A 24,672-nucleotide genomic window follows, 5' to 3' on the forward strand; every position below is an offset into this window, starting at 1 on the left:
ATTACATGAAATTTTTATTCCGTAATGTAAAAGAATTAGTCGCATTAGCGACAACTGAAAATAAATTGATTTCTGAGTTAATGATTGAACAAGAAATGCTGGTTACCCGAAGAAGTCGTGAAGATATTATGAAACAAATGGATACCAATCTAACTGTCATGGAACAAGCGGTGGAAAAGGGTTTAAAAGGTGTTCATTCGACATCAGGATTAACCGGTGGAGACGCGGTACTTCTTCACAACTATATGAAAACAGGAAAAACACTTTCAGGGGCGTTATTAATTGATGCTGTGAGTAAAGCTGTGGCAACAAACGAAGTGAACGCAGCTATGGGAACCATTTGTGCAACTCCTACTGCAGGTTCTGCAGGAGTGGTTCCAGGTACTTTATTTGCTGTTCAAAATCAATTAAATCCTACACGTGAAGAAATGATTCGTTATTTATTTACTTCAGGTGCCTTTGGATTTGTTGTCGCAAACAACGCGTCTATTTCGGGTGCTGCAGGTGGATGTCAAGCAGAAGTTGGTTCAGCAGCTGCGATGGCTGCTGCTGCCATTGTAGAAATGTCTGGAGGTACTCCGCAGCAATGTTCTGAGGCTTTTGCCATTTCAATGAAGAACATGCTTGGACTAGTTTGTGATCCTGTTGCGGGTTTAGTTGAAGTTCCGTGTGTGAAACGCAATGCAATGGGTGCTGCAAATGCATTAGTATCTGCTGATATGGCACTAGCAGGAGTAACTAGTCGAATTCCATGTGATGAAGTGATTGATGCTATGTATAAGATTGGTCAAACGATGCCTACTGCTTTAAAAGAAACAGCGCAAGGTGGCTTAGCGGCGACACCAACAGGAAGAGCACTAGCTGAAAGAATTTTTGGTGCGGATTTTGTAAAAGGTGTCTAATAAGACACTTCAGTCCGTTAGTAGCTTAAAGGGCATTGGTGGCGAAACGGAAAAAACACTTGCCGATATGGGGATATTGACCTTGCATGATTTAGTCATGACATTTCCATATCGTCATGAAGATTTTAGATTAAAAAATATTGCAGAAACACCGCATAATGAACGTGTTACAGTGGAAGGAAGGGTCGAAAGCGAGCCTTCCATTCTTTTTTTAGGGAAAAATAAATCCAGATTACAAATTCGTCTACTCGTAGGACCCCATTTAATAAAAGTCGTATTTTTTAACCAAGCATATTTAAAAAATAAGATAGTGAGCGGGCAAACGATAACGGTTACTGGTAAATGGGATCGCGGTCGTCAAGCCATTAGTGTGTCTCATTACTCGGCAGGTCCTAAAACTGATAATGTTGATTTTGAGCCTATGTATAGTTTAAAAGGCTCCCTCCATCAAAAAACGTTTCGTAAATTTATGCATCAAGCTTTGCAAGAAGTAGAATCGGATTTACAAGAGTTATTACCTTATAATATAAGACATTCCTACAAACTATTGCCTGTGCAAGAAGCGCTTCAAGGTGTTCATTTCCCTAAAGATGCTGACCATGTTAAACAAGCTCGTAGACGTTTTGTTTATGAAGAGTTACTGTTGTTTCAATTGAAGATGCAAGCGATTAAAAAAGTGCGTAAAGAACAAAATAAAGGCATAGCAATTGCTTACGATATCCATAAAATAAAAGACTTGATAGCGACTTTACCTTATGAGTTAACAGCTGCTCAGAAACGGGTTGTTAATGAAATTTGTAAAGATTTAAAAGAACCTCATCGCATGAATCGATTGCTTCAAGGCGATGTTGGTTCTGGGAAAACGGTTGTAGCGGCAATAGCATTGTACGCAGTTATCACAGCCGGTTTTCAAGGGGCATTAATGGCTCCAACAGAAATTTTAGCAGAACAACATGCCGAGTCCTTACATGATTGGTTATCACCAATGGGCATTCGCATCGCGTTGTTAACTGGTTCTACGAAAACAAAAGCTCGTAGAACTCTACATGAGCAACTCCAAAATGGTGAGATAGACTTACTAATTGGGACGCATGCCTTAATTCAACCAGATGTAGAATTTCGAAAACTTGGTCTCGTGATTACTGATGAGCAACATCGATTTGGTGTTGAACAACGACGCGTATTACGAGACAAAGGGATGAGTCCAGATGTATTATTTATGACTGCCACACCAATTCCGCGCACCCTTGCGATTACAGCATTTGGCGAAATGGATGTGTCAATCATCGATGAAATGCCTGCTGGACGAAAAGAAATCGAAACCCATTGGGTCAAAAAGGAACTATTTGATCAAATTATTAAACGCATGGTTGTAGAATTGAAAGCGGGTAACCAAGCATATGTAATTTGTCCACTCATCGAAGAATCAGAAAAGCTCGATGTTCAAAACGCCGTGGATGTATATGAACAATTATCTTCCATTTTCCACCAGCAATTTAATGTTGGCCTTATGCATGGTCGTTTACATTCAACTGAAAAAGATGAAGTGATGCGAGCATTCAGTGAAGGGCAAATTCAAGTGCTCGTGTCCACGACTGTTGTAGAAGTAGGAGTTAATGTACCCAATGCTACGTTTATAGTTATTTATGATGCCGAACGATTTGGATTAGCCCAGCTTCATCAATTACGTGGTCGTGTTGGTCGTGGTTCAGAGCAGTCCTATTGTATTTTACTAGCTGATCCAAAATCGGAAGATGGTAAAGAACGAATGTTATCAATGACTGAAACGAATGATGGTTTTAAGCTGGCTGAAAAAGATTTAGAGCTTCGAGGTGCGGGTGATTTTTTCGGTCGCAAACAAAGTGGGGTTCCAGAATTTAAAATGGCAGACTTAGTTCATGACTACCGAGCATTAGAAACAGCTAGACAAGATGCTGAAAAATTTCTTGCATCTGATGAATTTTGGACAAGTGAAGAGACCAAGTATTTACGTACTTACTTAGAGCAGTCAGGTGCATTAAATGGAGAACGAATCGATTAAAAAGAGTGCATGACTACCAAGATTATTAAAAAGGACGTTCAAAACAATTGTCTATGCTTTGTACTCGTATTTTAGAAAGAATGAAGCTTCTGCAAAGATCGCTCGCGTCCTATGTGCAATTTCTTATGCGACGAGTAACAGCAGGAGCGAAGTAGAAGTCATTGCATCCGTTGTTGTAAGCCCGATACTTTAAGACAACTTCGCAAATACGGTAACAACGGTTGGTGATACATGGACTCCATTAAACGGTCTTTTGATGCACTTATTAACTATGAAATTACAGACAATCCTTGCATTCTTTTTCTTGTGTTTATATACTGATATTAGTACCAAGTGCTAATATCGGATGGTGAACTATGAAACGTACAAAAAAAGAACGCCAACAACTATTAATTGAGACCATAAAAAATAATCCGTTTATTACAGATGAAGAACTATCAATCCAGTTTTCAGTCAGTGTTCAAACAATCCGTTTAGACCGTTTAGAACTTTCAATACCTGAGTTGCGTGAACGGATCAAACATGTAGCTTCAAAGTCATTTGAAGATGAGCTCCAATCTTTGTCTATACATGAAGTGATTGGAGAAATGGTAGACATTGAACTCGATAAACGTGCTATTTCCATATTTGACGTAAAATTAGAACATATCTTTAAGCGAAATCAAATTGCACGTGGCCATCATTTATTCGCACAAGCGAACTCCTTAGCAGTTGCGGTCATTAAGGATGAATTGGCATTGACGGTAAAATCCAATTTATCTTTTGTAAAACCCGTTAAACTCGGAGATCGGGTCATTGCGAAAGCAATTGTTACTCTAAAAGATCAAGAAAAAAATCGCACATTTGTCGAAGTCATTTCAACTGTTGAAAACGAGATTGTTTTTGAAGGACAATTTGAAATGTATCGAACGAATGAGCCAAGTAAAGGTGATACGAAATGAAAATTGCTGTAGACGCTATGGGAGGAGATCACGCTCCTAAAGAAATCGTAGAAGGAATCTTTTTAGCACTTGAACAATTTGATGATATTCACATTCTATTATTTGGACATGAGGAAAAAGTAAAACCTTTTGTAAAGCCACATGCGAGGTTAACAGTTATACATACAGAACAAAAAATTGAATCGGACGATGAACCTGTAAGAGCAATTCGTCGAAAAAAAGATGCCTCTATGGTGCGCATGGCTGAAGCTGTGAAAAATGGCGAAGCACAAGCGTGTGTTTCTGCAGGGAATACGGGTGCACTTATGGCGGCGGGGCTCTTCATTGTGGGACGAATTGAAGGAATCGATCGACCTGCCCTTGCTCCAACATTACCAACGATTGATGGACAAGGTTTTGTGATGTTGGATTTAGGGGCTAATTCGGATGCTAAGCCCGAACATTTAGTGCAATTCGGAATTATGGGGAGTATATACGCTGCGAAAGTACGCGGTATTGACTCGCCACGTGTTGGCTTACTTAACATTGGAACGGAAGAAACAAAAGGCAATGAGTTGACAAAAACGGCTTTTAATCAGCTAAAAGAAGCACCAATTAACTTTGTAGGTAACGTGGAATCGCGTGATTTGCTTTCAGGAGTAGCCGATGTCGTAGTAACAGACGGTTTTACAGGCAACATGGTTTTAAAAACAATCGAAGGAACCGCAGCTAGTTTCTTTAGCATGTTAAAAGAAGTGTACGCGTCTTCCGCGAAGTCGAAAATTTCAGCGTATCTTGTAAAAGATGATTTACGTGGCCTCAAAAAGAAAATGGATTATACCGAATATGGTGGAGCTGCTCTATTTGGTTTAAAAGCACCAGTCATAAAAGCGCATGGTTCTTCAAATGCAACTGCAGTAATGAACGCCATCCGCCAAGCCCGTACAATGGTTGAATTTGACGTATGCGGAACCATCCATTCAACAATAGCAGGAGGCAAAACACAATGACCAAGATTGCATTTATTTTTCCGGGACAAGGCTCACAAGCTGTTGGAATGGGAAGTGAACTAGTTCACGCGAATGAAGGAAATAAAGAGTTTTATGATAAAGCGGATAAACAATTAGGTTTCGCCCTATCTAAACTCATGATTGAAGGACCTGTAGAAGAATTAACCTATACATACAATGCCCAACCTGCACTGTTAACAACTAGTACAATGATATCCGAAATTCTTCAAGCTGCCGGATTAAAACCTGACTATACAATTGGTCACAGTTTGGGAGAATACTCGGCGCTTGTAGCTTCAGGTGTTATGTCCTTTGAAGATGGCGTTAAGATTGTCCATGAGCGAGGTTTGTACATGAACGAAGCTGTGCCAGCTGGCGAAGGTGCTATGGCCGCGATATTAGGTATGCAGTCCGAAGTGTTGAAAGAAATTACAGACCTTGTAACATCACAAGGAGATGTGGTTCAATTAGCTAACTTGAATTGCCCAGGACAAATTGTTATTTCTGGAACAAAACAAGGTGTAGAGAAAGCATCTTTGCAAGCCAAAGAAGCGGGCGCTAAACGTGCAATCCAGCTTGTGGTAAGTGGACCTTTCCATTCGGAACTAATGCGTCCAGCAGCCTCGAAGTTGCAAGACGCTTTGGATCAATTGGATATGCATAATACAGATGTGCCTGTTATTTCAAACGTTACTGCAAGTCCTGTAATTACATCAGAAGAAATGAAAGAATTGCTTGTTCAACAATTATATTCTCCTGTACGTTTTGAAGAGTCGATTCGTGCATTGATGGAATTAGGTGTCAATACATTTATCGAATGTGGGCCAGGTAAAGTTTTGAGTGGATTAGTAAAAAAAATAGATCGTACTGCAGTTATTTATGCAGCATATGACTTAGAGTCAATAGATCAAGTGATTGCAGCATCAAAGGAGTGGTAGTAATGGGGAAATTGAATGGTAAAACAGCAATCGTCACTGGAGCTTCACGAGGAATTGGAGCAGAAATAGCAAAGTACTTAGCTAAAGAAGGCGCTAGGGTTGCTGTTAACTATAGTGGTAGCCAAGCAAAAGCAGAAGAAGTAGTAAATGAAATTATCGAAAGCGGTGGCGAAGCATTTGCCGTTCAAGCAAGTGTGAGTGACGCAGATAGTGTATCATTCATGGTTTCTGAAACGATGAGCCGTTTCGGAAGCATTGATATTTTAGTAAATAATGCCGGAATTACACGTGACAATCTATTGATGCGTATGAAAGAAAATGAGTGGGATGATGTGATTAACACGAATTTAAAAGGCGTATTTTTGTGTACAAAAGCTGTCACTCGTCAAATGATGAAACAACGTGCTGGTAGGATCATAAATATCTCATCTATCGTCGGCGTTTCTGGGAATGCAGGTCAAGCCAACTATGTAGCTGCAAAAGCAGGCGTCATTGGTTTAACAAAGACCACAGCTAAAGAATTAGCAAGTCGTAACATTAATGTTAATGCGATAGCACCAGGGTTTATTACAACGGAAATGACCGAGAAATTACCTGAAGAAGTGATAACGCAAATGCTGACTCAAATCCCTTTAGGTAAACTAGGAAATCCACAAGACGTCGCAAAAGCTGTGGTATTTTTTGCATCTGAAGATTCGAACTATATCACGGGCCAAACACTTCACGTAGATGGCGGTATGGTAATGTAATTTCCACTATGAAGTTGGAGTGGTTTTTTGTATAATCATTGAGGGGAGGTGACTTTAGTGGCAACAGTAATAGAGCGCGTAACAAAAGTAATTATAGATCGTTTAGGTGTAGACGAGAGCGAAGTAAAAATGGAAGCTTCTTTCCGTGATGATTTAGGTGCTGATTCTCTAGATGTAGTAGAACTTGTTATGGAATTAGAAGATGAGTTTGATATGGAGATTTCAGATGAAGATGCTGAACAAATCAGTACTGTAGGAAGTGCAGTTACTTTTATTGAAAGCAAACAAGAATAAGCAATTATTCCGTTGCGAGACGTGGAAGACATTCAATTTGAATGGTCTTCTGCGTCTCTATTTCTTTTTGCACAAAGGGAAACAAACGGGTAAACTAGACCATAGAAACTTAGAAGGGCAGATTATATAGATGATGGATAAACGTAGAGGGTTACCTCAAAAAAATGGAACATTTTCCGAAACAGTTAAACAATCATTTGAAATCTTACAACAAGAATTAGGAGTTCAATTTGTAGATCATAATCTTCTATATCAAGCATTTACCCATTCATCTTATGTGAATGAGCATCGACGGAAACTTTACACGGACAATGAGAGACTTGAATTTTTAGGTGACGCTGTTCTAGAATTGTCTATTTCTGAGTATTTATTTCAAAAGTTTACTGCCATGAGCGAAGGTGAATTGACAAAATTACGTGCGGCAATCGTATGTGAACCGTCACTCGTTTTATTTGCAAATGACTTGAACTTTGGTAAATATGTACTTTTAGGTAAGGGAGAAGAGATTACAGGAGGTCGAACACGCCCAGCACTTCTTGCGGATGTATTTGAGTCTTTTGTTGGCGCACTTTATTTAGACCAAGGCTTACAACCTGTTGTGGAGTTTTTAGAACAAGTGGTCTTTCCAAAAGTCGAAAACGGTGCTTTTTCGCATGTGATGGATTATAAGAGTCAATTGCAAGAAATAGTCCAGAAAATGAATAACGGGTTATTAATCTATGAAATAGTAGATGAAAAAGGGCCAGCCCATAACCGAATTTTTGTTTCGAGCGTTCGACTTGGAAGCAATGAGCTAGGTGAAGGAAAAGGGAAGTCTAAAAAAGAGGCTGAACAAAAAGCAGCTCAAGTGGCAATTATACATTTAGAAAACCAAGCTGAAAGTAGACAGGAGGGCTAATTGTGTTCCTAAAACGACTTGAAGTCATTGGATTTAAATCGTTTGCGGATCGAATTGGCATCGATTTTGTCCAGGGAGTTACTGCTGTAGTTGGACCAAATGGTAGTGGGAAAAGTAATGTTACAGACGCTATTCGATGGGTTCTCGGTGAACAGTCAGCAAAATCATTGCGTGGAGCTAAAATGGAAGATGTGATTTTTGCAGGTAGTGAGTCCAGAAAACCACTTAATTTTGCAGAAGTCACACTCATTCTAGATAATTCAGATCAACGCTTACCATTAGATTACAACGAAATTAGTGTCACGAGACGCGTGTTTCGTTCAGGGGATAGTGAGTATTTATTAAATAAACAATCATGCCGTTTGAAAGATATTACAGATTTATTTATGGATTCTGGATTAGGTAAAGAAGCCTTTTCCATTATTTCTCAAGGACGTGTCGATGAGGTTTTAAATAGTCGTCCTGAAGATCGTCGGTCCATCTTTGAAGAGGCAGCTGGAGTCCTTAAATACAAATTGCGTAAAAAGAAAGCGGAACACAAACTGTTTGAAACAGATGATAATCTTCACCGAGTTTTGGATATTCTACATGAACTAGATGATCGTATGGAGCCGCTTCACATACAAGCGTCCTCTGCTACCGATTATTTACGTATGTCTGAAGAATTAAAAGAAGTTGATGTAGGGTTAATTGCATTCGATTTAAATCGTGTTGAAAAGCGATTACATGATGTGAAACAAGAAGTTGATATTTACGAACAACAACAAAAAGAACTTGAAAACGTCATCGGGAAAATGGAACTTAATCTTCAGGCAGTTAGAGGTCAATTGATAGAACATGATTGTTTAATTGATGACGCACAAGAATCGTTAGTTGAAGCCAGTTCGGAAGTAGAACGCTGGGATGGTCGCAAACAATTGATGGCTGAAAAACGTCAAAATATGGACCAACAAATTGATAAGTTGAGATTAACGATTTCTGAACTCGAAGAAGAAAAGGTTCAGTTAACTATCCAGTTAGAACAAAAGCAGTTGGGGAAGACTAAAACTAGAACTGATTTTCGAAATGTTCAAAATGAAGTTAAACAATTAGAATATTTACTGAAACAATCAAGTGCTGAAATTGAAATAGAAATAGAAGATTATAAATCGACTTATATCGATTTGTTGAACGAAGAAGCTACAGTCAAAAATGACTTGAAACATGTTGAACAACTGCTTCTCCAGCAAGATGAATTTAAAGATAAAATGACGAATGAATTAGAACAAATCACATTTGACTTAACAAAAGTTAAAAAGCAAAAGATACAATTAAAACAACAGTTAGTACAAATTCGAAGTCAAATAGATGAAAAGCTATTTATATATAAAGAACTTCAGCAAAATTTTTCCAAAGAAAAAGATATAGTAGAATCTAAACAGTCGATGTTATATCAAGCGTATCAACTTCAGCAGCAATTAAAGGCAAGAAAAGAATCATTAGAAGCGCTTGAAGCAGACTTTTCAGGCTTCTTCCAAGGTGTTAAAGAAGTATTGGTTGCGCGGGGAAGTGGCAAACTAACTGGTATTACAGGTGCAGTCGCTGAACTTATTCAAGTGAAGCCGACGTATGCAAAAGCTCTTGAAACTGCTCTTGGTGGTTCGATGCAACACATTGTGACAGAGACTGATCAAGATGCGCGAAAAGCTATTGCTTTTTTAAAAAATAAGCAGTCTGGACGAGCAACTTTTTTACCAAAAACGGTCATGAAATCCAGAAAAATTCAATCAGATTCTTTGCGTAGTATAGCGAGCCATCATTCATTTATCCAAACGGCAGATGAACTCGTTACTTTTGATAATTCTTCAAAATCAATTGTAGACAATTTACTCGGTAATGTAATTGTTGCAAAGGATTTACAAGGTGCTTCAGAAATTGCGAAATCAGTTCAATATCGTTTCCGAGTAGTGACATTAGACGGAGATATCGTCAATGCTGGCGGTTCATTGACTGGTGGTTTTACAAAGCAACAGTCTTCTGTATTTTCAAGAAAAGCTGAATTAGATGAACTTTCAATGAAGTTAAAGGGAATGGATCAATCAATTCAAACAGCTGAAGATCAAGTAACTACTTTAAAAAATGCAATTGATAATCAATCTGAGCGACTTGAAAGTATGCGAAATGAAGGCGAAGAAAGAAGAGTTCAAGAATTACAATATAGCTCTAATTTACGCGAACTTGAAACCACTTTTAAACGTCTTAATGAAAGAGTGATTATCTCTAATTCAGAAACAAAAGACGTATCAAGTCGTCACCAACAAGCAGAATCGAAAAAGATTCAATCGCAGAAGCGATTACTAGAATTAAAAGATGAGTTAAATAATATCAATGATTCAATTAATCTATTAACCAATCTTAAATCGAAAAATTTAAGTGAACGTGACCAATTAACCGAACAAATGGCTGAACTTCGATTAAGACAAGCCGTATTAACAGAACAAACGAAAGTTGCAGAGCAAACCGTAGCAGAGTTACAAGAAAAAATGCAAAAACTTTCACGAAAACTTGATCATGCCAATAAGGAAATGCTTTGGTATGAATCTGGTGATACTCAACTCGGACCAACGCCTGAAGAGATTGAGAATCAATTGAATCTATGGGTGAAAAAGAAGGAAATATTTGTACACCGTATTGCAAATGGCAAAGAGAAGCGCGCACAAATTCATATACAACTTCAACAAGTTGAACTTCAGTTGAAAAAAAATCAACATTTACACAAACAACAATTGGATGCCTTGCGAGCTTCAGAAATGAAGTTGAATCGATCGGATATTGACAAAACAACCTTACTTATGCAACTTGATGAAAATTATCATTTAGCAATTGAAGAGATAGAACTTCCGAACATGGATACTTTTGAAGAAGACCTGTCTCGTAAAAAAGTGAAATTGCTCAAACAGTCAATTGAAGAATTAGGTCCTGTAAATGTAGCGTCGATTGAAGAATTTGAACGTGTTTCACAACGCCACTCGTTTTTAACAGAGCAACGTCAAGATTTAATAGATGCGAAAGAAACCTTGTATGGAGCAATCAAAGAAATGGATGAAGAAATGACAGCGCGTTTTAGTGATACGTTCCATGCAATTCGTGCGCAATTTAACCGTGTCTTCAGAGAATTATTTGGTGGTGGTCAAGCAGATCTTGTATTGACAAATCCATCTGAAATGCTCGAGACAGGTATTGAAATAATCGCTCAACCTCCAGGAAAGAAACGACAAAATTTAAGCTTACTTTCGGGCGGAGAGCGTGCACTAACAGCGATTGCCTTGTTATTTGCCATTTTAAATATACGTCCAGTACCATTTTGTATATTAGATGAAGTAGAAGCATCACTAGATGAAGCGAATGTCGTTCGCTATAGTCAGTACTTGAAAAAGTTTAGCCATGATACACAGTTTATTGTCATCACTCACCGTAAAGGAACAATGGAAGGTGCGGATGTGTTATATGGTATTACAATGCAAGAATCTGGAATTTCAAAGCTAGTATCTGTAAAAATGCAAGAGGATGAACCGACATTGGTCACACAAGGGAGCGAAAGAGCTTGAGTTTTTTTAAAAAAATGAAAGAGAAATTTACAATAACGAATGAATCAGTTTCTGTTACCGAGAAATTTAAAGATGGTTTAGCAAAAACACGTAACCAATTTACTTCGAAAGTGAATGATTTAGTCGCTAAATATCGTACAGTTGATGAAGACTTCTTTGAAGAGTTAGAGGATTTATTACTTCAAGCGGATGTTGGTGTTGAAACTGTTATGGAATTAATGGATGCACTGCGTTTTGAAGTGCAACGTAAAAATATGAAAGACACAGCAGGTATTCAATCTGTCATTTCTGAGAAGTTAGTCGAGATTTATGAAGCTGGTGATGAGGAATCGAACGAACTTCTTATTCAAGAAAATGGATTAACCGTTATTTTATTCGTAGGAGTAAATGGGGTTGGGAAGACAACAACTATCGGGAAATTATCACATCGCTTAAAACAACAAGGGAAAACGGTGATGTTAGCAGCTGGTGATACATTCCGAGCAGGTGCAATTGAGCAATTGCAAGTATGGGGAGACCGTGTAGGTGTCGAAGTCATTAAGCAATCTGAAGGTTCTGACCCTGCTGCCGTTATGTATGATGCTGTACGTTCTGCAAAAAGTCGTGGCGTAGATGTATTAATCTGTGATACTGCTGGTCGCTTGCAAAATAAAGTAAACTTAATGAATGAATTACAAAAAATTCACAGAGTAATTGAACGAGAAGTACCGGGTGCGCCTCACGAAGTGCTCCTAGCACTAGATGCAACAACAGGTCAAAATGCATTGGTTCAAGCAAAAGCATTTAAAGAGGCTACGGATGTTACAGGTATTGTCTTAACAAAGCTTGACGGTACAGCAAAAGGTGGAATCGTCTTGGCGATTCGCAACAAACTTCATATCCCTGTGAAATTTGTAGGGCTAGGTGAGAAAATGGATGATTTGCAACCTTTCGATACTGAAAAATATGTATATGGATTATTCGCAGATGGAATAGAACAAGAAGAAAATTAATTTAACTAGACAAGTAAAAATGCTTGACGCATTATTGAATGCTCGATATGATACAGGTAGAGAACTTTAGGTGGGAGAAATCATAATGTTACTTGAAAAAACGACACGTATGAATTTTCTTTTTGATTTTTATCAGTCTTTACTGACAGATAAACAACGAAGTTATATGCATCTTTATTATTTAGATGATCACTCCCTTGGTGAAATAGCTAACGAATATGGCATTTCTAGACAAGCTGTCTATGATAATATTCGCCGTACTGAAGCTATGTTAGAAGAGTATGAAGATAAACTACGATTATTAGAAAAATTTCAGCAACGTCAAGTTGTAATGAATCAATTGCAACAAGTGATTTATGCCGAACCAGTCATTAAAGAGCGAGCATATGAACTGATTATGATGTTAAAAGAATCGGATTAGGGGGCTGCACGTATGGCATTTGAAGGATTAGCCGAGCGGCTGCAAGGAACGATCCAACGCATTAAAGGTAAAGGTAAAGTTTCTGAAGCAGACGTAAAAGAAATGATGAGAGAAGTTCGTTTTGCTTTAATCGAAGCAGACGTTAACTTGAAAGTTGTCAAAGAATTCGTCAAAAAAGTAAGTGAACGTGCTGTTGGCTCAGATGTTATGAAAAGTTTGACACCTGGTCAACAAGTTATCAAAATCGTAAAAGAAGAGCTAACAGAATTAATGGGTGGCGATCAAAGTTCAATTCAATTTGCCAACAAACCACCAACTGTTATTATGATGGTCGGCTTACAAGGTGCTGGTAAAACGACCACTACTGGAAAATTAGCAAATATTTTACGCAAAAAATATAATCGGAATCCTTTATTAGTGGCTGCTGATATTTATCGTCCAGCTGCCATTCAACAACTACAAACTATCGGAAAACAATTATCATTCCCTGTTTTCTCGCTAGGGACAGATGTATCCCCAGTGGAAATTGTCCGTCAAGCACTTGAAAAGGCAAAAGAAGATCATAATGATGTTGTGATTATTGATACAGCTGGGCGTTTGCACATCGATGAAGCACTCATGCAAGAATTGAAAGATATTCGCGCATTAAAAGAGCCTGATGAAGTATTTTTAGTCGTAGATTCAATGACAGGACAAGATGCTGTTAATGTCGCACAAAATTTCAATGAAACAGTCGGCATTACGGGCGTTATTTTAACAAAACTTGATGGTGATACACGTGGTGGTGCCGCTTTATCCATCCGTTCAGTTGCTCAAAAACCAATTAAATTTGTTGGGATGGGCGAAAAAATGGATGCACTTGAAGCATTCCACCCAGAACGCATGGCATCTCGAATACTTGGGATGGGTGACATGTTGTCGCTGATTGAAAAAGCGCAAGAAAATGTTGATGAAGAAAAAGCAAAAGAACTTGAAGAGAAATTCAGAACACAAAGCTTTACGTTTGATGATTTTATTGATCAACTGAACCAAGTGAAAAAAATGGGTCCTTTAGAGGACATTATTAAAATGCTACCAGGTGCAGGTAAAATCAAAGGGTTAGAAAATGCTAAAGTTGATGAAAAACAGATGGGGCGCATGGAAGCTATTATTTATGCAATGACTCCTCAAGAGAAAACGACGCCTAGTATCATAAACTCAAGTCGTAAAAAACGCATTTCAAAAGGCTCTGGTACATCTATTCAAGATGTGAACAGATTGCTTAAGCAATTTGAAGATATGAAGAAAATGATGAAACAAATGACGAACATGCAGCAGGGGCAAAAAGGTAAGAAAAAGATGAAAATGCCAGGTTTGGATTCTCTTTTTAAATGATTTTCTAATTAAATTTAGAGGTGTTAAGAAAAAACACTTTACAAACAATTAAATCCTTGATAATATATTATCTTGTGTGAAACTATTCGGAGGTGCTATTTAAAATGGCAGTTAAAATTCGCTTAAAACGTATGGGAGCTAATAAATCTCCTTTTTATCGTATTGTTGTAGCTGACGCTCGTGCTCCACGTGACGGCCGTCAAATCGAAACAGTGGGTACTTACAACCCATTAACAAATCCAGCAGAAGTTAAAATCAACGAAGAATTAGTGTTGAAATGGATGTCAAATGGTGCAAAACCATCTGATACAGTGCGTAACTTGTTCTCTCAACAAGGAATTATGGAGAAATACCATAACGCAAAAAACAGTAAGTAATCGGGGGCAGCATGATGAAGCAGCTGATTGAAACAATTGTTAAACCATTAGTTGATTATCCGGAAGAAGTTCGAGTTGAACTCGACGAAAATGCAAACCGTATTGTCTACAAACTATCTGTCAATGCTGAAGATATGGGGAAAGTAATTGGTAAGCAAGGACGAGTTGCGAAAGCAATTCGTACTATTGTTTATTCAGCAGCAAGCAGCCACCAAAAAAAGAAGACGTATATTGATATACAAGATTAAGATGAAAAGGAGGGAGCTCATGGTTCCTTCCTTTTTTGTACAATAAAATAAGATAGATATTCCGCTTTGAGCATCTCGGATGGTCATGAAGCCATTAAGGCATAATGGCTTCGGACACTAGAACAGTCTAGTGGCTTTCCGACACGATGTCGGTAACTAGACTTCCGTCCACCGTCGGAGTCGGACTAGAGTGTTGCTTAACGCTTTTCTATTAAAGGAGTGATTTTATTGAATTGGTATAATGTGGGTAAGATTGTAAACACACACGGAATTCTTGGAGAAGTTCGTGTCATTTCGACTACAGATTTCCCGGAAGAACGCTATGCTATTGGTAACAAGCTATCTTTATTTTTAGGAGATACTAAAACACCTCTTGTGTTAACAGTAACAAGTCATCGTCAGCACAAAAACTTTGATCTATTGAAGTTTGAAGGATTTTTGACGATTGAAATGGTACAAGGTTTTCGCAATGGAATCTTAAAGGTTACTGAATATCAATTGTCTGATTTAGAAGGCGACGAATATTATTTCCATGAAATTATGGATTGCACTGTTTATGACCTAGTTGGTCAAGAAATTGGTGTTGTGACCGATATTTTGCAAACTGGGGCAAACGATGTTTGGACTGTTACTCCAGCAAAAGGAAAAGCTCACTACATTCCTTATATTGAAGATGTAGTAAAAGAAATCGATATTGATAAAAAGAAAATAGTTATTGAGGTAATGGACGGTTTATTGTTATGATAAACATTCATGTGTTGTCGTTGTTTCCGGAGATGTTTAATGGTGTTTTCGGATCATCGATTTTAAAAAAAGCACAAGAAAAGCAAGCAGTTTCACTTTCAGTAACTGATTTCCGTGCGTATTCGGGCAATAAGCACCATCAGGTTGATGATTATCCTTATGGTGGGGGTGCAGGCATGTTATTAAAGGCGGAGCCCTTATTCCGAGCCGTAGAGGCATTAACCAAAACATCTACTAAACCTAGAATTATTCTAATGTGTCCACAAGGTGAGAGATATACACAAGCAAAAGCAGAAGAACTAGCTCAAGAAGAAGAACTGATTTTTTTGTGTGGACACTACGAAGGTTATGATGAAAGAGTGAGAGAACATTTGGTGACGGATGAAATTTCAATTGGCGATTTTGTTTTAACTGGTGGAGAACTAGGAGCAATGACAGTAATCGATAGTGTTGTTAGATTACTACCTGGAGTCCTTGGAAACGGTGAGTCACCTGTGCAAGATTCATTTTCGACAGGATTACTTGAACATCCTCAGTATACAAGGCCAGCAGAATTTAGAGGACTGAAAGTTCCCAGTGTATTGCTTTCTGGAAATCATGCGCATATTGAACAGTGGCGTAGACAACAATCTTTATACCGAACCTGGTGTAGACGTCCCGAGTTGTTACTAAATACCGAACTAACGCCTACTGAACAAAAGTTGATTGCTCAATGGGAAAAAGAAACTAACATCTAAATTGCCTTGCTTGATTTAGAGAAATATGATACAATTTACACTGTACTTCTATGTGAAGTGCCGAATTACGGTGTTCCGCTGCAGCCATAGTCGCTGGCAAGAGCATCTGTCTAAGGAGAGAAAACTATGCAAAACATTATTTCTGAAATTACTAAAGATCAACTTCGTACGGATCTTCCTGAATTCCGTCCTGGTGACACTGTGCGTGTACACGTAAAGGTCGTTGAGGGAACTCGTGAACGTGTCCAATTGTATGAAGGTGTTGTTATTAAACGTCGTGGAGGCGGAATTAGCTCGACTTTCACAGTTCGTAAAATTTCTTATGGAGTAGGTGTTGAACGTACATTCCCTGTACACACACCAAAAATTGCTCAACTAGAAGTTCTTCGTCGTGGTAAAGTACGTCGTGCGAAATTGTATTACCTTCGTGAACTACGTGGTAAAGCAGCTCGTATTAAAGAAATTAGATAATATTTTTAAAATCAGAAAGGGGGCTTGGATATCAAGCCCTCTTTCTTTTTGCTTGTCTTTAAAAATGCTTGTACAATAAGTGTAATTGAAGCTAGGAGGCAACAAGATGGAACAAACCAAAAAAGAGAAGAATGAATTTTGGGAATGGACAAAAGCATTGCTCATCGCATTTGGACTTGCCTTTTTCATCCGGTATTTTTTATTCACACCAATTGTAGTAGATGGTGAATCAATGATGCCAACTCTTGAAAATGGAAACCGCATGATTGTAAATAAAATTGGCTATGAAGTTGGAGAACCTGATCGCTATGATATTGTCGTCTTTCATGCACCCGAGCAAAAAGATTATATAAAACGGATAATTGGATTACCAGGAGATCATGTTGCCTATGAAGATGATCAATTATATATAAATGGGAAACCACAACCTGAGCCTTATTTAGAGACTTATAAAAGTAAGATTAATGAAGGTACTTTAACAGAAGACTTTACACTTGAAGAACGTACTGAAATGTCAGTAATTCCTGATGGATACGTGTTTGTCATGGGTGATAATCGAAGATATAGTAAAGACAGTAGACTTATTGGTGTGATTTCAATGGAGGAAATAATAGGCAGTACTAGCCTTATTTTTTGGCCACCAAATGAAATGGGACTTGTTAAGTAACACAGGAGGAGATAAGACATGACCATACAATGGTTTCCGGGTCATATGGCGAAAGCCCGCAGAGAAGTTACGGAAAAATTAAAGTTAGTTGATATTATTTTTGAATTAATAGATGCAAGATTGCCGCTTTCCTCAAGAAACCCAATGATTGATGAAGTAATTGGGCAAAAGACAAGGTTATTAATATTAAATAAAGCTGATATGGCAGATGATTTTGAAACGAAGAAGTGGATACGCTATTTTGAAGACCAGGGCCATCGTGCAGTAGCTATTAACTCATTTGAAGGTAGAGGGTTACAGCAAGTAACAAACGCAGCAAAAGAACTGTTAGCTGAAAAATGGGAGCGTATGCGTTCTCGTGGAATTAAACCTCGTGCAATACGTGCGATGATCGTTGGAATTCCAAACGTTGGAAAATCTACATTAATCAATCGTTTGGCTAAGAAAAATCTGGCGAAAACAGGGAATACTCCCGGAATAACCAAAGCACAACAGTGGATTAAAGTAGAGAAAGAACTTGATCTTTTAGATACACCTGGTATATTGTGGCCTAAGTTTGAAGATCAATCAGTAGGCTATAAATTAGCGTTAACAGGTGCAATTAAAGATACAATTATTAACATGGAAGATTTGGCAGTATACGGCTTGCATTTTTTGGCGGAAAACTATCCGAAACGATTGGAAGAACGCTATAAAATAACTGAAGTAGATGAAGAATTAGTGAAAACCTTTGATCACATTGGAAAACTTAGACGTGTTTTTTCGGGTGGCGGGGAAATCGATTACGAAAAAGTAGCTGAACTTATAGTGCGTGATATCCGGGGTCAACATCTTGGGAAATTAACTTTTGATATTGTTGAAGAGCTGGTTTCAACCTCTTAAAAAAAGGCAAAGTGCCATCTATATGGATACTTGAAAAAGCGACTAGTAGCTAATCTCTTAAAACAATAGCCTTTTTTGCCTTCGGGTAAAAAAGGTTTTTTCATGAAATAATAAAAGAGGTGAAAAGTATGGAAACAATAAAAGTAATAGGAGAAAAGCTTAAACAAACTTCAAATCACAATGAATGGACGAATAAACTAACAAATGACAGTCGCGCAGGTGTACAAAAGTTAGTCACGTCTTGGGAAAAACGAATAGAACAGGGAAAACAACTTCAATTGAATCATTTAGAAAAAATCCATTTTGATGAGAGTTATAAGAATAATAAAATGGATTTAGTTGCAGGGATTGATGAAGCAGGGAGAGGACCTCTTGCTGGACCCGTAGTAACAGCAGCGGTCATATTTAGAGAGTATCCAATTGAACTCACTGGAATTAATGATTCCAAACAATTGTCGCGTTTAAAGAGAAATAATTACGCAGAGATAATAAAGAAATATGCACTCTCTTATTCAATACATATTCAACCAGTTGAACAGATTGATGAACATAATATATATCAAGCGACCAAAGCCTCAATGACGCAAGCTGTCAAAAGTCTATCGTTAGAACCTAATGTGCTATTAGTTGATGCAATGACACTTCCACTCCTAATTACCCAACATTCTATTATTAAGGGGGATACACAAAGTTTAGCAATTGCTGCTGCATCGATATTAGCCAAAACGACACGTGATAACATAATGATTGAATTCGACAAAATCTATCCTGAATATAACTTTGCGAAAAATGCTGGATACGGGACGTCAGACCACTTAGTTGCTTTAAAACAATATGGAGCAACAATTATTCATCGAAAAACATTCGAACCAATTAAAACCATGATTCGATAAGAATTTCGAATATTTGTTGTTTATTATAAACTGATAGTCTTATGTGGACAATGGGTGATAGGTTTAATACAATGGTTAAGGTAGTAAATTACTTGACTGAAGTTTGATTGGAGGATTTTAGATGAATATCCATGAATATCAAGGTAAACAACTCCTCAGACAATATGGTGTTTCTGTGTCAACTGGAACAGTTGCTTTTTCTCCTGAAGAAGCAGTAAAAGCTGCAAAAGAATTAGGCACAGACATTGTCGTGGTGAAAGCTCAAATTCACGCAGGTGGTCGTGGTAAAGCTGGCGGTGTTAAAATCGCTAAGAATTTAGATGAAGTACGAGCGTATGCGAAAGAACTTCTAGGCAAAGTCCTGGTTACACATCAGACTGGTCCAGAAGGAAAAGAAATTAAGCGTCTTCTTGTTGAAGAAGGATGCGACATTAAGAAAGAGTACTACTTAGGTTTAGTACTTGACAGTTCAACTTCTCGTGTAACTCTTATGGGTTCTGAAGAAGGTGGAGTAGATATCGAAGAAGTTGCTGATGCAACTCCTGAAAAAATCTTTAAAGAACTAATTGATCCAGTTGTTGGATTAACAAGCTTCCAAGCTCGTCGTATGGCATTCAAAATGAATATCCCTGCGAAATTAGTAAACAAAGCTGTGAAATTCATGCTTGGTTTATACAAAGTGTTTGTCGAAAAAGATGCAGCAATCGTAGAGATTAATCCCCTAGTTGTAACTGGTGGCGGAGATGTTATGGCACTTGACGCGAAGTTTAACTTCGATGCAAATGCTTTATACCGTCATAAAGACATCTTAGAATTACGTGACTACGATGAAGAAGATGCAAAAGAAATCGAAGCGTCTAAATATGATTTAAGCTATATTTCTTTAGACGGCAACATCGGATGTATGGTTAACGGTGCTGGACTAGCTATGGCTACAATGGATACGATTAGCTACTACGGCGGTTCACCCGCTAACTTCCTTGACGTTGGGGGCGGCGCGACAGCTGAAAAAGTAACGGAAGCATTCAAAATTATTCTTTCAGATAAAAATGTTAAAGGTATTTTCGTTAACATCTTTGGTGGAATTATGAAATGTGATGTTATTGCTGAAGGCGTTATCACTGCTGCTAAAGAAGTTGGATTACAAGTACCTTTAGTTGTTCGTTTAGAAGGAACAAATGTTGATCTTGGTAAGAAATTATTAAATGAATCTGGCTTAAACATTATTGCGGCTGGCTCTATGGCTGATGGCGCGCAAAAAATTGTTGAACTTGTAGGCTAAGAAAGGCAGGGACAAAAGATGAGCGTGTATATTAATAAAGATACAAAAGTACTTGTACAAGGTATCACGGGATCAACTGCTCTTTTCCATACAAAGCAAATGCTAGAGTATGGCACGAAAATCGTGGCTGGTGTTACACCAGGCAAAGGCGGTACTGAAGTTGAGGGTGTACCCGTTTTTAATACAGTAGAAGAAGCTGTGAAAGCAACTGGCGCTAACGTGTCCGTTATTTATGTTCCAGCTCCATTCGCTGCAGATGCTATTCTTGAAGCAGTAGATGCTGATTTAGATATGGCGATTTGTATCACTGAACATATTCCTGTTCTTGATATGGTAAATGTAAAACGCTATATGGAGGGCAAGAAAACGCGTTTAGTCGGACCAAACTGCCCAGGTGTTATTACACCTGACGAATGTAAAATTGGTATCATGCCAGGATACATTCACAAAAAAGGTCATGTAGGCGTTGTTTCACGTTCTGGAACACTTACTTATGAAGCGGTACACCAACTTTCTGAAGAAGGTATTGGACAAAGTACAGCTGTAGGTATCGGTGGAGACCCAGTTAACGGAACGAATTTCATAGATGTATTAATGGCATTCAATGATGATGCAGACACATATGCAGTAGTTATGATTGGTGAAATCGGCGGAACTGCTGAAGAAGAAGCTGCAGAGTGGATTCAAGCTAATATGACGAAGCCAGTAGTAGGATTTATTGGTGGACAAACTGCTCCAGAAGGTAAGCGTATGGGCCATGCCGGTGCGATTATTTCTGGCGGTAAAGGTACAGCAGCTGATAAAATCAAAGCAATGAACGCTGCAGGAATGCAAGTTGCAGCTACTCCATCTGTTATTGGTGAAACTTTAATCAAAGTGATTAAAGAAAAAGGCTTGTACGATGCATGTAAAACACATTAAAATAGAAAGAAGCGGCACATTTACCGATGTGTCGCTTCTTTTTTAAAGAAATGAGAATTCATAATATTAAGGAAACTTATTGTAAGGTTCCAACTAGCTCCAAATGCCATCTCGCACCTCCGTTTCACAACGGGTATTACTCGTTGTATAAGTAACCTTTCTCCTGCATCGGAGTCAGAGGCGATTTAAAGTGGCATTTTGCGCTTTTCTAATATAAAGGAGGAAAGGTATGGATAATCAATCATTTCACCAACGGTTACTGGCGCTTCATTACGTAATGCCAATTCCACTTAATCGCTTGAAGCCCCTACTTCAAGTTGATCCTGATTTAGTAAAATGTGAACGTATGAACATCCATCAACTATCTCAGCTATTGAAACTGACCTATGATCGTGCCCAAAAGTTTAAAGTGGCATATGCAAAAGCGCTTGGAACCCCCCTTATTCAAGCGTACAAGACGAACAACATTACACCACTCCCATTTAATCATCCCAATTACCCAAAACAATTAAGTACACTGTATGATCCGCCAACAATTCTTTATGCGAAAGGCCGTTTAGATTACTTATTAATGGATTACTTTGTTGCAGTTATCGGTGCAAGAGATGCAACAGATTACTCTAAAGATGCTATGGCATACATACTGCCACCTCTAGTTAAGCATGATATGGTTATTGTTAGTGGACTAGCAAAAGGTGCAGATGCAATGGCTCATCAGTTAACTCATGAACTCGGTGGGAAAACCATTGGAGTATTAGGACATGGTCATTTTCACCGTTATCCTAAAGAAAATCTACTACTTTACGATATTATGGAAAAGCATCATTTAACTCTATCGGAATACCCACCTTATGTTACTTCTCAAAAGTGGTATTTTCCTATGAGAAATCGCCTAATAAGTGGACTCTCTCAAGCAGTCGTCGTTACGGAAGCGAAAGAAAAAAGTGGTACAGTTATTACACTTCAACATGCTTTAGATAATGGGAAAGATGTCTATTGTGTACCAGGACCCATTACATCTATGTTATCTCTAGGACCCAATCAGTCTCTTTTAGAAGGTGCTAAACCCGTTTGGAATGGCTTTCAAATTGTAGAAGAATTACAAAGTAGATTATTTCAAAAATGACTTTGAAATGAAAAATGGTTGCAATATTATAGAAACTGTTATACATTTTGCAACAGGTATTTCTTTTATTAATATATAAGGAACCTCTATAAGGAGGCACATACATGTCGGATTTTTTAGTGATTGTGGAATCGCCAGCCAAAGCGAAAACGATTGAACGTTACCTTGGCAAAAAATATAAAGTGAAAGCATCACTTGGCCATGTTCGTGATTTACCACGTAGTCAAATGGGTGTAGATGTTGAAAATGATTATACACCGAAGTACATCACGATTCGTGGTAAAGGCCCAGTTTTACAGGAATTAAAATCAGCAGCTAAAAAAGCGAAGAAAATATATCTCGCAGCCGATCCAGATCGCGAAGGTGAAGCAATTGCTTGGCATCTCGCGAACTCATTGAATATTGATATCGAATCAGATTGTCGTGTAGTTTTTAATGAAATAACTAAAGAAGCGATTAAAGAATCGTTTAAAAATCCTCGTCCTATAGATATGGACCTAGTTGATGCTCAACAAGCTCGACGAATTTTGGACAGACTTGTTGGATACAATATTAGCCCGATTTTATGGAAAAAAGTCAAAAAAGGTCTTTCAGCTGGTCGAGTTCAATCAGTTGCCTTGCGATTAGTTATTGATCGTGAAAATGAAATAAAAAATTTCCAGCCCGAAGAATATTGGACAATTGAAGGGAATTTCGAAAAAGGAAAAAAATCCTTTGACGCTCTATATTTCGGTAATGGTGCTGAAAAAATAAAGCTTACAAATGAAGACCAAGTAAAAGAAATCTTAACAAAACTAAAAGGAGACAAGTTTGAAGTTACAAGTGTTATTAAAAAAGAACGTAAACGTAATCCAGCACTGCCCTTTACAACTTCGTCTCTTCAACAAGAAGCAGCAAGGAAGTTAAACTTCCGCGCCAGAAAAACAATGATGCTCGCTCAGCAACTCTATGAAGGATTAAATATAGGAAAAGAAGGAATTGTCGGTTTAATTACGTATATGCGTACGGATTCTACTCGTATATCCGATACTGCGAAAAAAGATGCTCAGTCTTATATAGAAGGTGAATACGGGAAAGAATATGTAAACACTTCCACAGTAGTAATTAAGCAGTCTAAGAAATCTCAGGATGCACATGAAGCGATTCGTCCTACAAGTGCATTACGATCACCTAATCAACTTAAAACGATTCTTTCAAAAGACTTATTACGTTTATATAAGCTGATTTGGGAACGTTTCTTAGCAAGTCAAATGTCTTCTGCTATACTCGACACAGTCACAGTTGATTTAACAAATGAAAATGTAGTTTTCCGTGCAAATGGTTCTCAAGTAAAATTTCCTGGTTTCATGAAATTATATGTTGAAGGTAATGATGATCAAACCGAAGAGAAAGATCGCATTTTACCTGAAATGGAAAAAGGCGATTTCGTCAAGAAGCTTGATATCGATCCAAAACAACACTTTACCCAACCACCTCCACGTTTTTCCGAGGCCAGACTCGTTAAAATATTGGAAGAGTTAGGTATAGGTCGACCGTCAACTTATGCGCCAACACTTGATACAATTCAAAAACGTGGTTATGTAACAATGGAAGCGAAACGCTTTATTCCAACAGAACTTGGTGGAATTGTACACCAGCTTGTTTTAGAATTTTTCCCTAAAATTATAGACATTGAGTTTACTGCCCAGATGGAAAAAGACCTAGATAGTGTTGAAGAAGGTCAAGAAAAATGGGTTCATATTATCGATAAATTCTATCTGGACTTTGAAAAAAATGTGACATATGCAGACAAAGAAATGGAAAAAGTCATTATTAAAGATGAACCAGCTGGAGAAGATTGCGAAAAATGTAATTCTCCAATGGTCTTTAAATTAGGACGTTACGGAAAATTCATGGCATGTAGCAACTTCCCAGAATGTCGGAACACAAAAGCAATTGTGAAAAATATAGGCGTGAAGTGTCAAACATGTAAAGAAGGCGAAGTTGTAGAACGGAAGAGTAAAACAAAACGTATTTTTTATGGTTGTGACCGCTATCCTACATGTGAATTCGTGTCATGGGACAAACCAATTAGTCGACCTTGTCCAAAATGTAGCGAATTATTAGTAGAAAAGAAATTGAAAAAAGGCATTCAGATTCAATGTACAAAATGTGATTATAAAGAAGATACACAGGTTTGATAAATAGAAGGTTGGTGT

At 38.0% G+C, this 24,672-nt stretch carries 24 protein-coding genes; all 24 read left to right on the forward strand.

Annotation, left to right across the window (positions count from 1 at the left end; genetic code table 11):
• Positions 1 to 5 precede the first annotated feature (5 nt).
• The 24 genes from sdaAA (at position 6) to topA (ending at position 24,654) form a co-directional block, all read left to right on the forward strand.
• Positions 6 to 902 carry an L-serine ammonia-lyase, iron-sulfur-dependent, subunit alpha gene (gene sdaAA / locus C406_RS0111745; protein ID WP_017380825.1) on the forward strand — a complete coding sequence of 299 codons (897 nt, stop codon included), beginning with the start codon at positions 6 to 8 and terminating at the stop codon, positions 900 to 902.
• Positions 895 to 2,943, forward strand: a complete 2,049-nt coding sequence (recG, locus tag C406_RS0111750; RefSeq protein WP_017380826.1) for an ATP-dependent DNA helicase RecG — start codon at positions 895 to 897, stop codon at positions 2,941 to 2,943. The genes sdaAA and recG overlap by 8 nt, the downstream gene beginning before the upstream one ends.
• A gap of 356 nt (positions 2,944 to 3,299) precedes the next feature.
• Positions 3,300 to 3,884 (forward strand): transcription factor FapR, encoded by a 585-nt coding sequence (gene fapR, locus C406_RS0111755; RefSeq protein ID WP_017380827.1) that lies wholly within the window; start codon positions 3,300 to 3,302, stop codon positions 3,882 to 3,884.
• Entirely contained in the window at positions 3,881 to 4,873 is a 993-nt protein-coding gene (gene plsX, locus C406_RS0111760; RefSeq protein WP_017380828.1) for a phosphate acyltransferase PlsX, read from the forward strand. The genes fapR and plsX overlap by 4 nt, the downstream gene beginning before the upstream one ends.
• Positions 4,870 to 5,811: an ACP S-malonyltransferase gene (gene fabD / locus C406_RS0111765; RefSeq protein WP_017380829.1), complete on the forward strand. Its 942-nt coding sequence runs from the start codon at positions 4,870 to 4,872 to the stop codon at positions 5,809 to 5,811. The genes plsX and fabD overlap by 4 nt, the downstream gene beginning before the upstream one ends.
• Before the next feature lie 2 nt (positions 5,812 to 5,813).
• Positions 5,814 to 6,560, forward strand: coding sequence for a 3-oxoacyl-[acyl-carrier-protein] reductase (gene fabG / locus C406_RS0111770; RefSeq protein WP_017380830.1), 747 nt, complete (start codon positions 5,814 to 5,816; stop codon positions 6,558 to 6,560).
• Between the two features lie 57 nt (positions 6,561 to 6,617).
• Positions 6,618 to 6,854: an acyl carrier protein gene (gene acpP / locus C406_RS0111775; protein ID WP_017380831.1), complete on the forward strand. Its 237-nt coding sequence runs from the start codon at positions 6,618 to 6,620 to the stop codon at positions 6,852 to 6,854.
• Between the two features lie 130 nt (positions 6,855 to 6,984).
• Positions 6,985 to 7,752, forward strand: coding sequence for a ribonuclease III (gene rnc / locus C406_RS0111780; protein ID WP_017380832.1), 768 nt, complete (start codon positions 6,985 to 6,987; stop codon positions 7,750 to 7,752).
• 2 nt (positions 7,753 to 7,754) lie between these two features.
• The gene (gene smc / locus C406_RS0111785; RefSeq protein WP_017380833.1) at positions 7,755 to 11,339 is read left to right on the forward strand and encodes a chromosome segregation protein SMC; all 3,585 of its coding nucleotides are present in this window, start codon (positions 7,755 to 7,757) and stop codon (positions 11,337 to 11,339) included.
• Entirely contained in the window at positions 11,336 to 12,331 is a 996-nt protein-coding gene (gene ftsY, locus C406_RS0111790; protein ID WP_017380834.1) for a signal recognition particle-docking protein FtsY, read from the forward strand. Before smc ends, ftsY begins: the two co-directional genes overlap by 4 nt.
• A gap of 85 nt (positions 12,332 to 12,416) precedes the next feature.
• Entirely contained in the window at positions 12,417 to 12,752 is a 336-nt protein-coding gene (locus C406_RS0111795) for a putative DNA-binding protein (RefSeq protein ID WP_017380835.1), read from the forward strand.
• A 12-nt stretch (positions 12,753 to 12,764) separates the two neighbouring features.
• Complete coding sequence (gene ffh, locus C406_RS0111800) at positions 12,765 to 14,126, forward strand: signal recognition particle protein (protein ID WP_017380836.1); 1,362 nt, start codon at positions 12,765 to 12,767, stop codon at positions 14,124 to 14,126.
• 104 nt (positions 14,127 to 14,230) lie between these two features.
• Complete coding sequence (gene rpsP / locus C406_RS0111805) at positions 14,231 to 14,503, forward strand: 30S ribosomal protein S16 (protein ID WP_017380837.1); 273 nt, start codon at positions 14,231 to 14,233, stop codon at positions 14,501 to 14,503.
• Positions 14,504 to 14,517: 14 nt separating this feature from the next.
• Positions 14,518 to 14,751: a KH domain-containing protein gene (locus C406_RS0111810; RefSeq protein ID WP_017380838.1), complete on the forward strand. Its 234-nt coding sequence runs from the start codon at positions 14,518 to 14,520 to the stop codon at positions 14,749 to 14,751.
• A 228-nt stretch (positions 14,752 to 14,979) separates the two neighbouring features.
• Entirely contained in the window at positions 14,980 to 15,495 is a 516-nt protein-coding gene (gene rimM / locus C406_RS0111815; RefSeq protein WP_017380839.1) for a ribosome maturation factor RimM, read from the forward strand.
• Complete coding sequence (gene trmD / locus C406_RS0111820) at positions 15,492 to 16,232, forward strand: tRNA (guanosine(37)-N1)-methyltransferase TrmD (protein WP_017380840.1); 741 nt, start codon at positions 15,492 to 15,494, stop codon at positions 16,230 to 16,232. Before rimM ends, trmD begins: the two co-directional genes overlap by 4 nt.
• Positions 16,233 to 16,358: 126 nt before the next feature.
• Positions 16,359 to 16,703 carry a 50S ribosomal protein L19 gene (rplS, locus tag C406_RS0111825; RefSeq protein ID WP_017380841.1) on the forward strand — a complete coding sequence of 115 codons (345 nt, stop codon included), beginning with the start codon at positions 16,359 to 16,361 and terminating at the stop codon, positions 16,701 to 16,703.
• 106 nt (positions 16,704 to 16,809) lie between these two features.
• Positions 16,810 to 17,370, forward strand: a complete 561-nt coding sequence (gene lepB, locus C406_RS0111830; protein WP_017380842.1) for a signal peptidase I — start codon at positions 16,810 to 16,812, stop codon at positions 17,368 to 17,370.
• Between the two features lie 18 nt (positions 17,371 to 17,388).
• Entirely contained in the window at positions 17,389 to 18,252 is an 864-nt protein-coding gene (gene ylqF, locus C406_RS0111835; RefSeq protein ID WP_017380843.1) for a ribosome biogenesis GTPase YlqF, read from the forward strand.
• A gap of 128 nt (positions 18,253 to 18,380) precedes the next feature.
• On the forward strand, positions 18,381 to 19,145 hold the full coding sequence (locus tag C406_RS0111840; protein WP_017380844.1) for a ribonuclease HII: 765 nt from the start codon (positions 18,381 to 18,383) through the stop codon (positions 19,143 to 19,145).
• Between the two features lie 121 nt (positions 19,146 to 19,266).
• Complete coding sequence (sucC, locus tag C406_RS0111845; protein WP_017380845.1) at positions 19,267 to 20,427, forward strand: ADP-forming succinate--CoA ligase subunit beta; 1,161 nt, start codon at positions 19,267 to 19,269, stop codon at positions 20,425 to 20,427.
• Positions 20,428 to 20,445: 18 nt separating this feature from the next.
• Positions 20,446 to 21,348, forward strand: coding sequence for a succinate--CoA ligase subunit alpha (gene sucD, locus C406_RS0111850; RefSeq protein ID WP_017380846.1), 903 nt, complete (start codon positions 20,446 to 20,448; stop codon positions 21,346 to 21,348).
• A gap of 229 nt (positions 21,349 to 21,577) precedes the next feature.
• Positions 21,578 to 22,474 carry a DNA-processing protein DprA gene (dprA, locus tag C406_RS0111855; RefSeq protein ID WP_017380847.1) on the forward strand — a complete coding sequence of 299 codons (897 nt, stop codon included), beginning with the start codon at positions 21,578 to 21,580 and terminating at the stop codon, positions 22,472 to 22,474.
• A gap of 104 nt (positions 22,475 to 22,578) precedes the next feature.
• The gene (gene topA / locus C406_RS0111860; protein ID WP_017380848.1) at positions 22,579 to 24,654 is read left to right on the forward strand and encodes a type I DNA topoisomerase; all 2,076 of its coding nucleotides are present in this window, start codon (positions 22,579 to 22,581) and stop codon (positions 24,652 to 24,654) included.
• Positions 24,655 to 24,672 lie beyond the last annotated feature (18 nt).

The organism is Paenisporosarcina sp. TG-14 (assembly GCF_000297555.1).
Classification (GTDB): domain Bacteria; phylum Bacillota; class Bacilli; order Bacillales_A; family Planococcaceae; genus Paenisporosarcina; species Paenisporosarcina antarctica.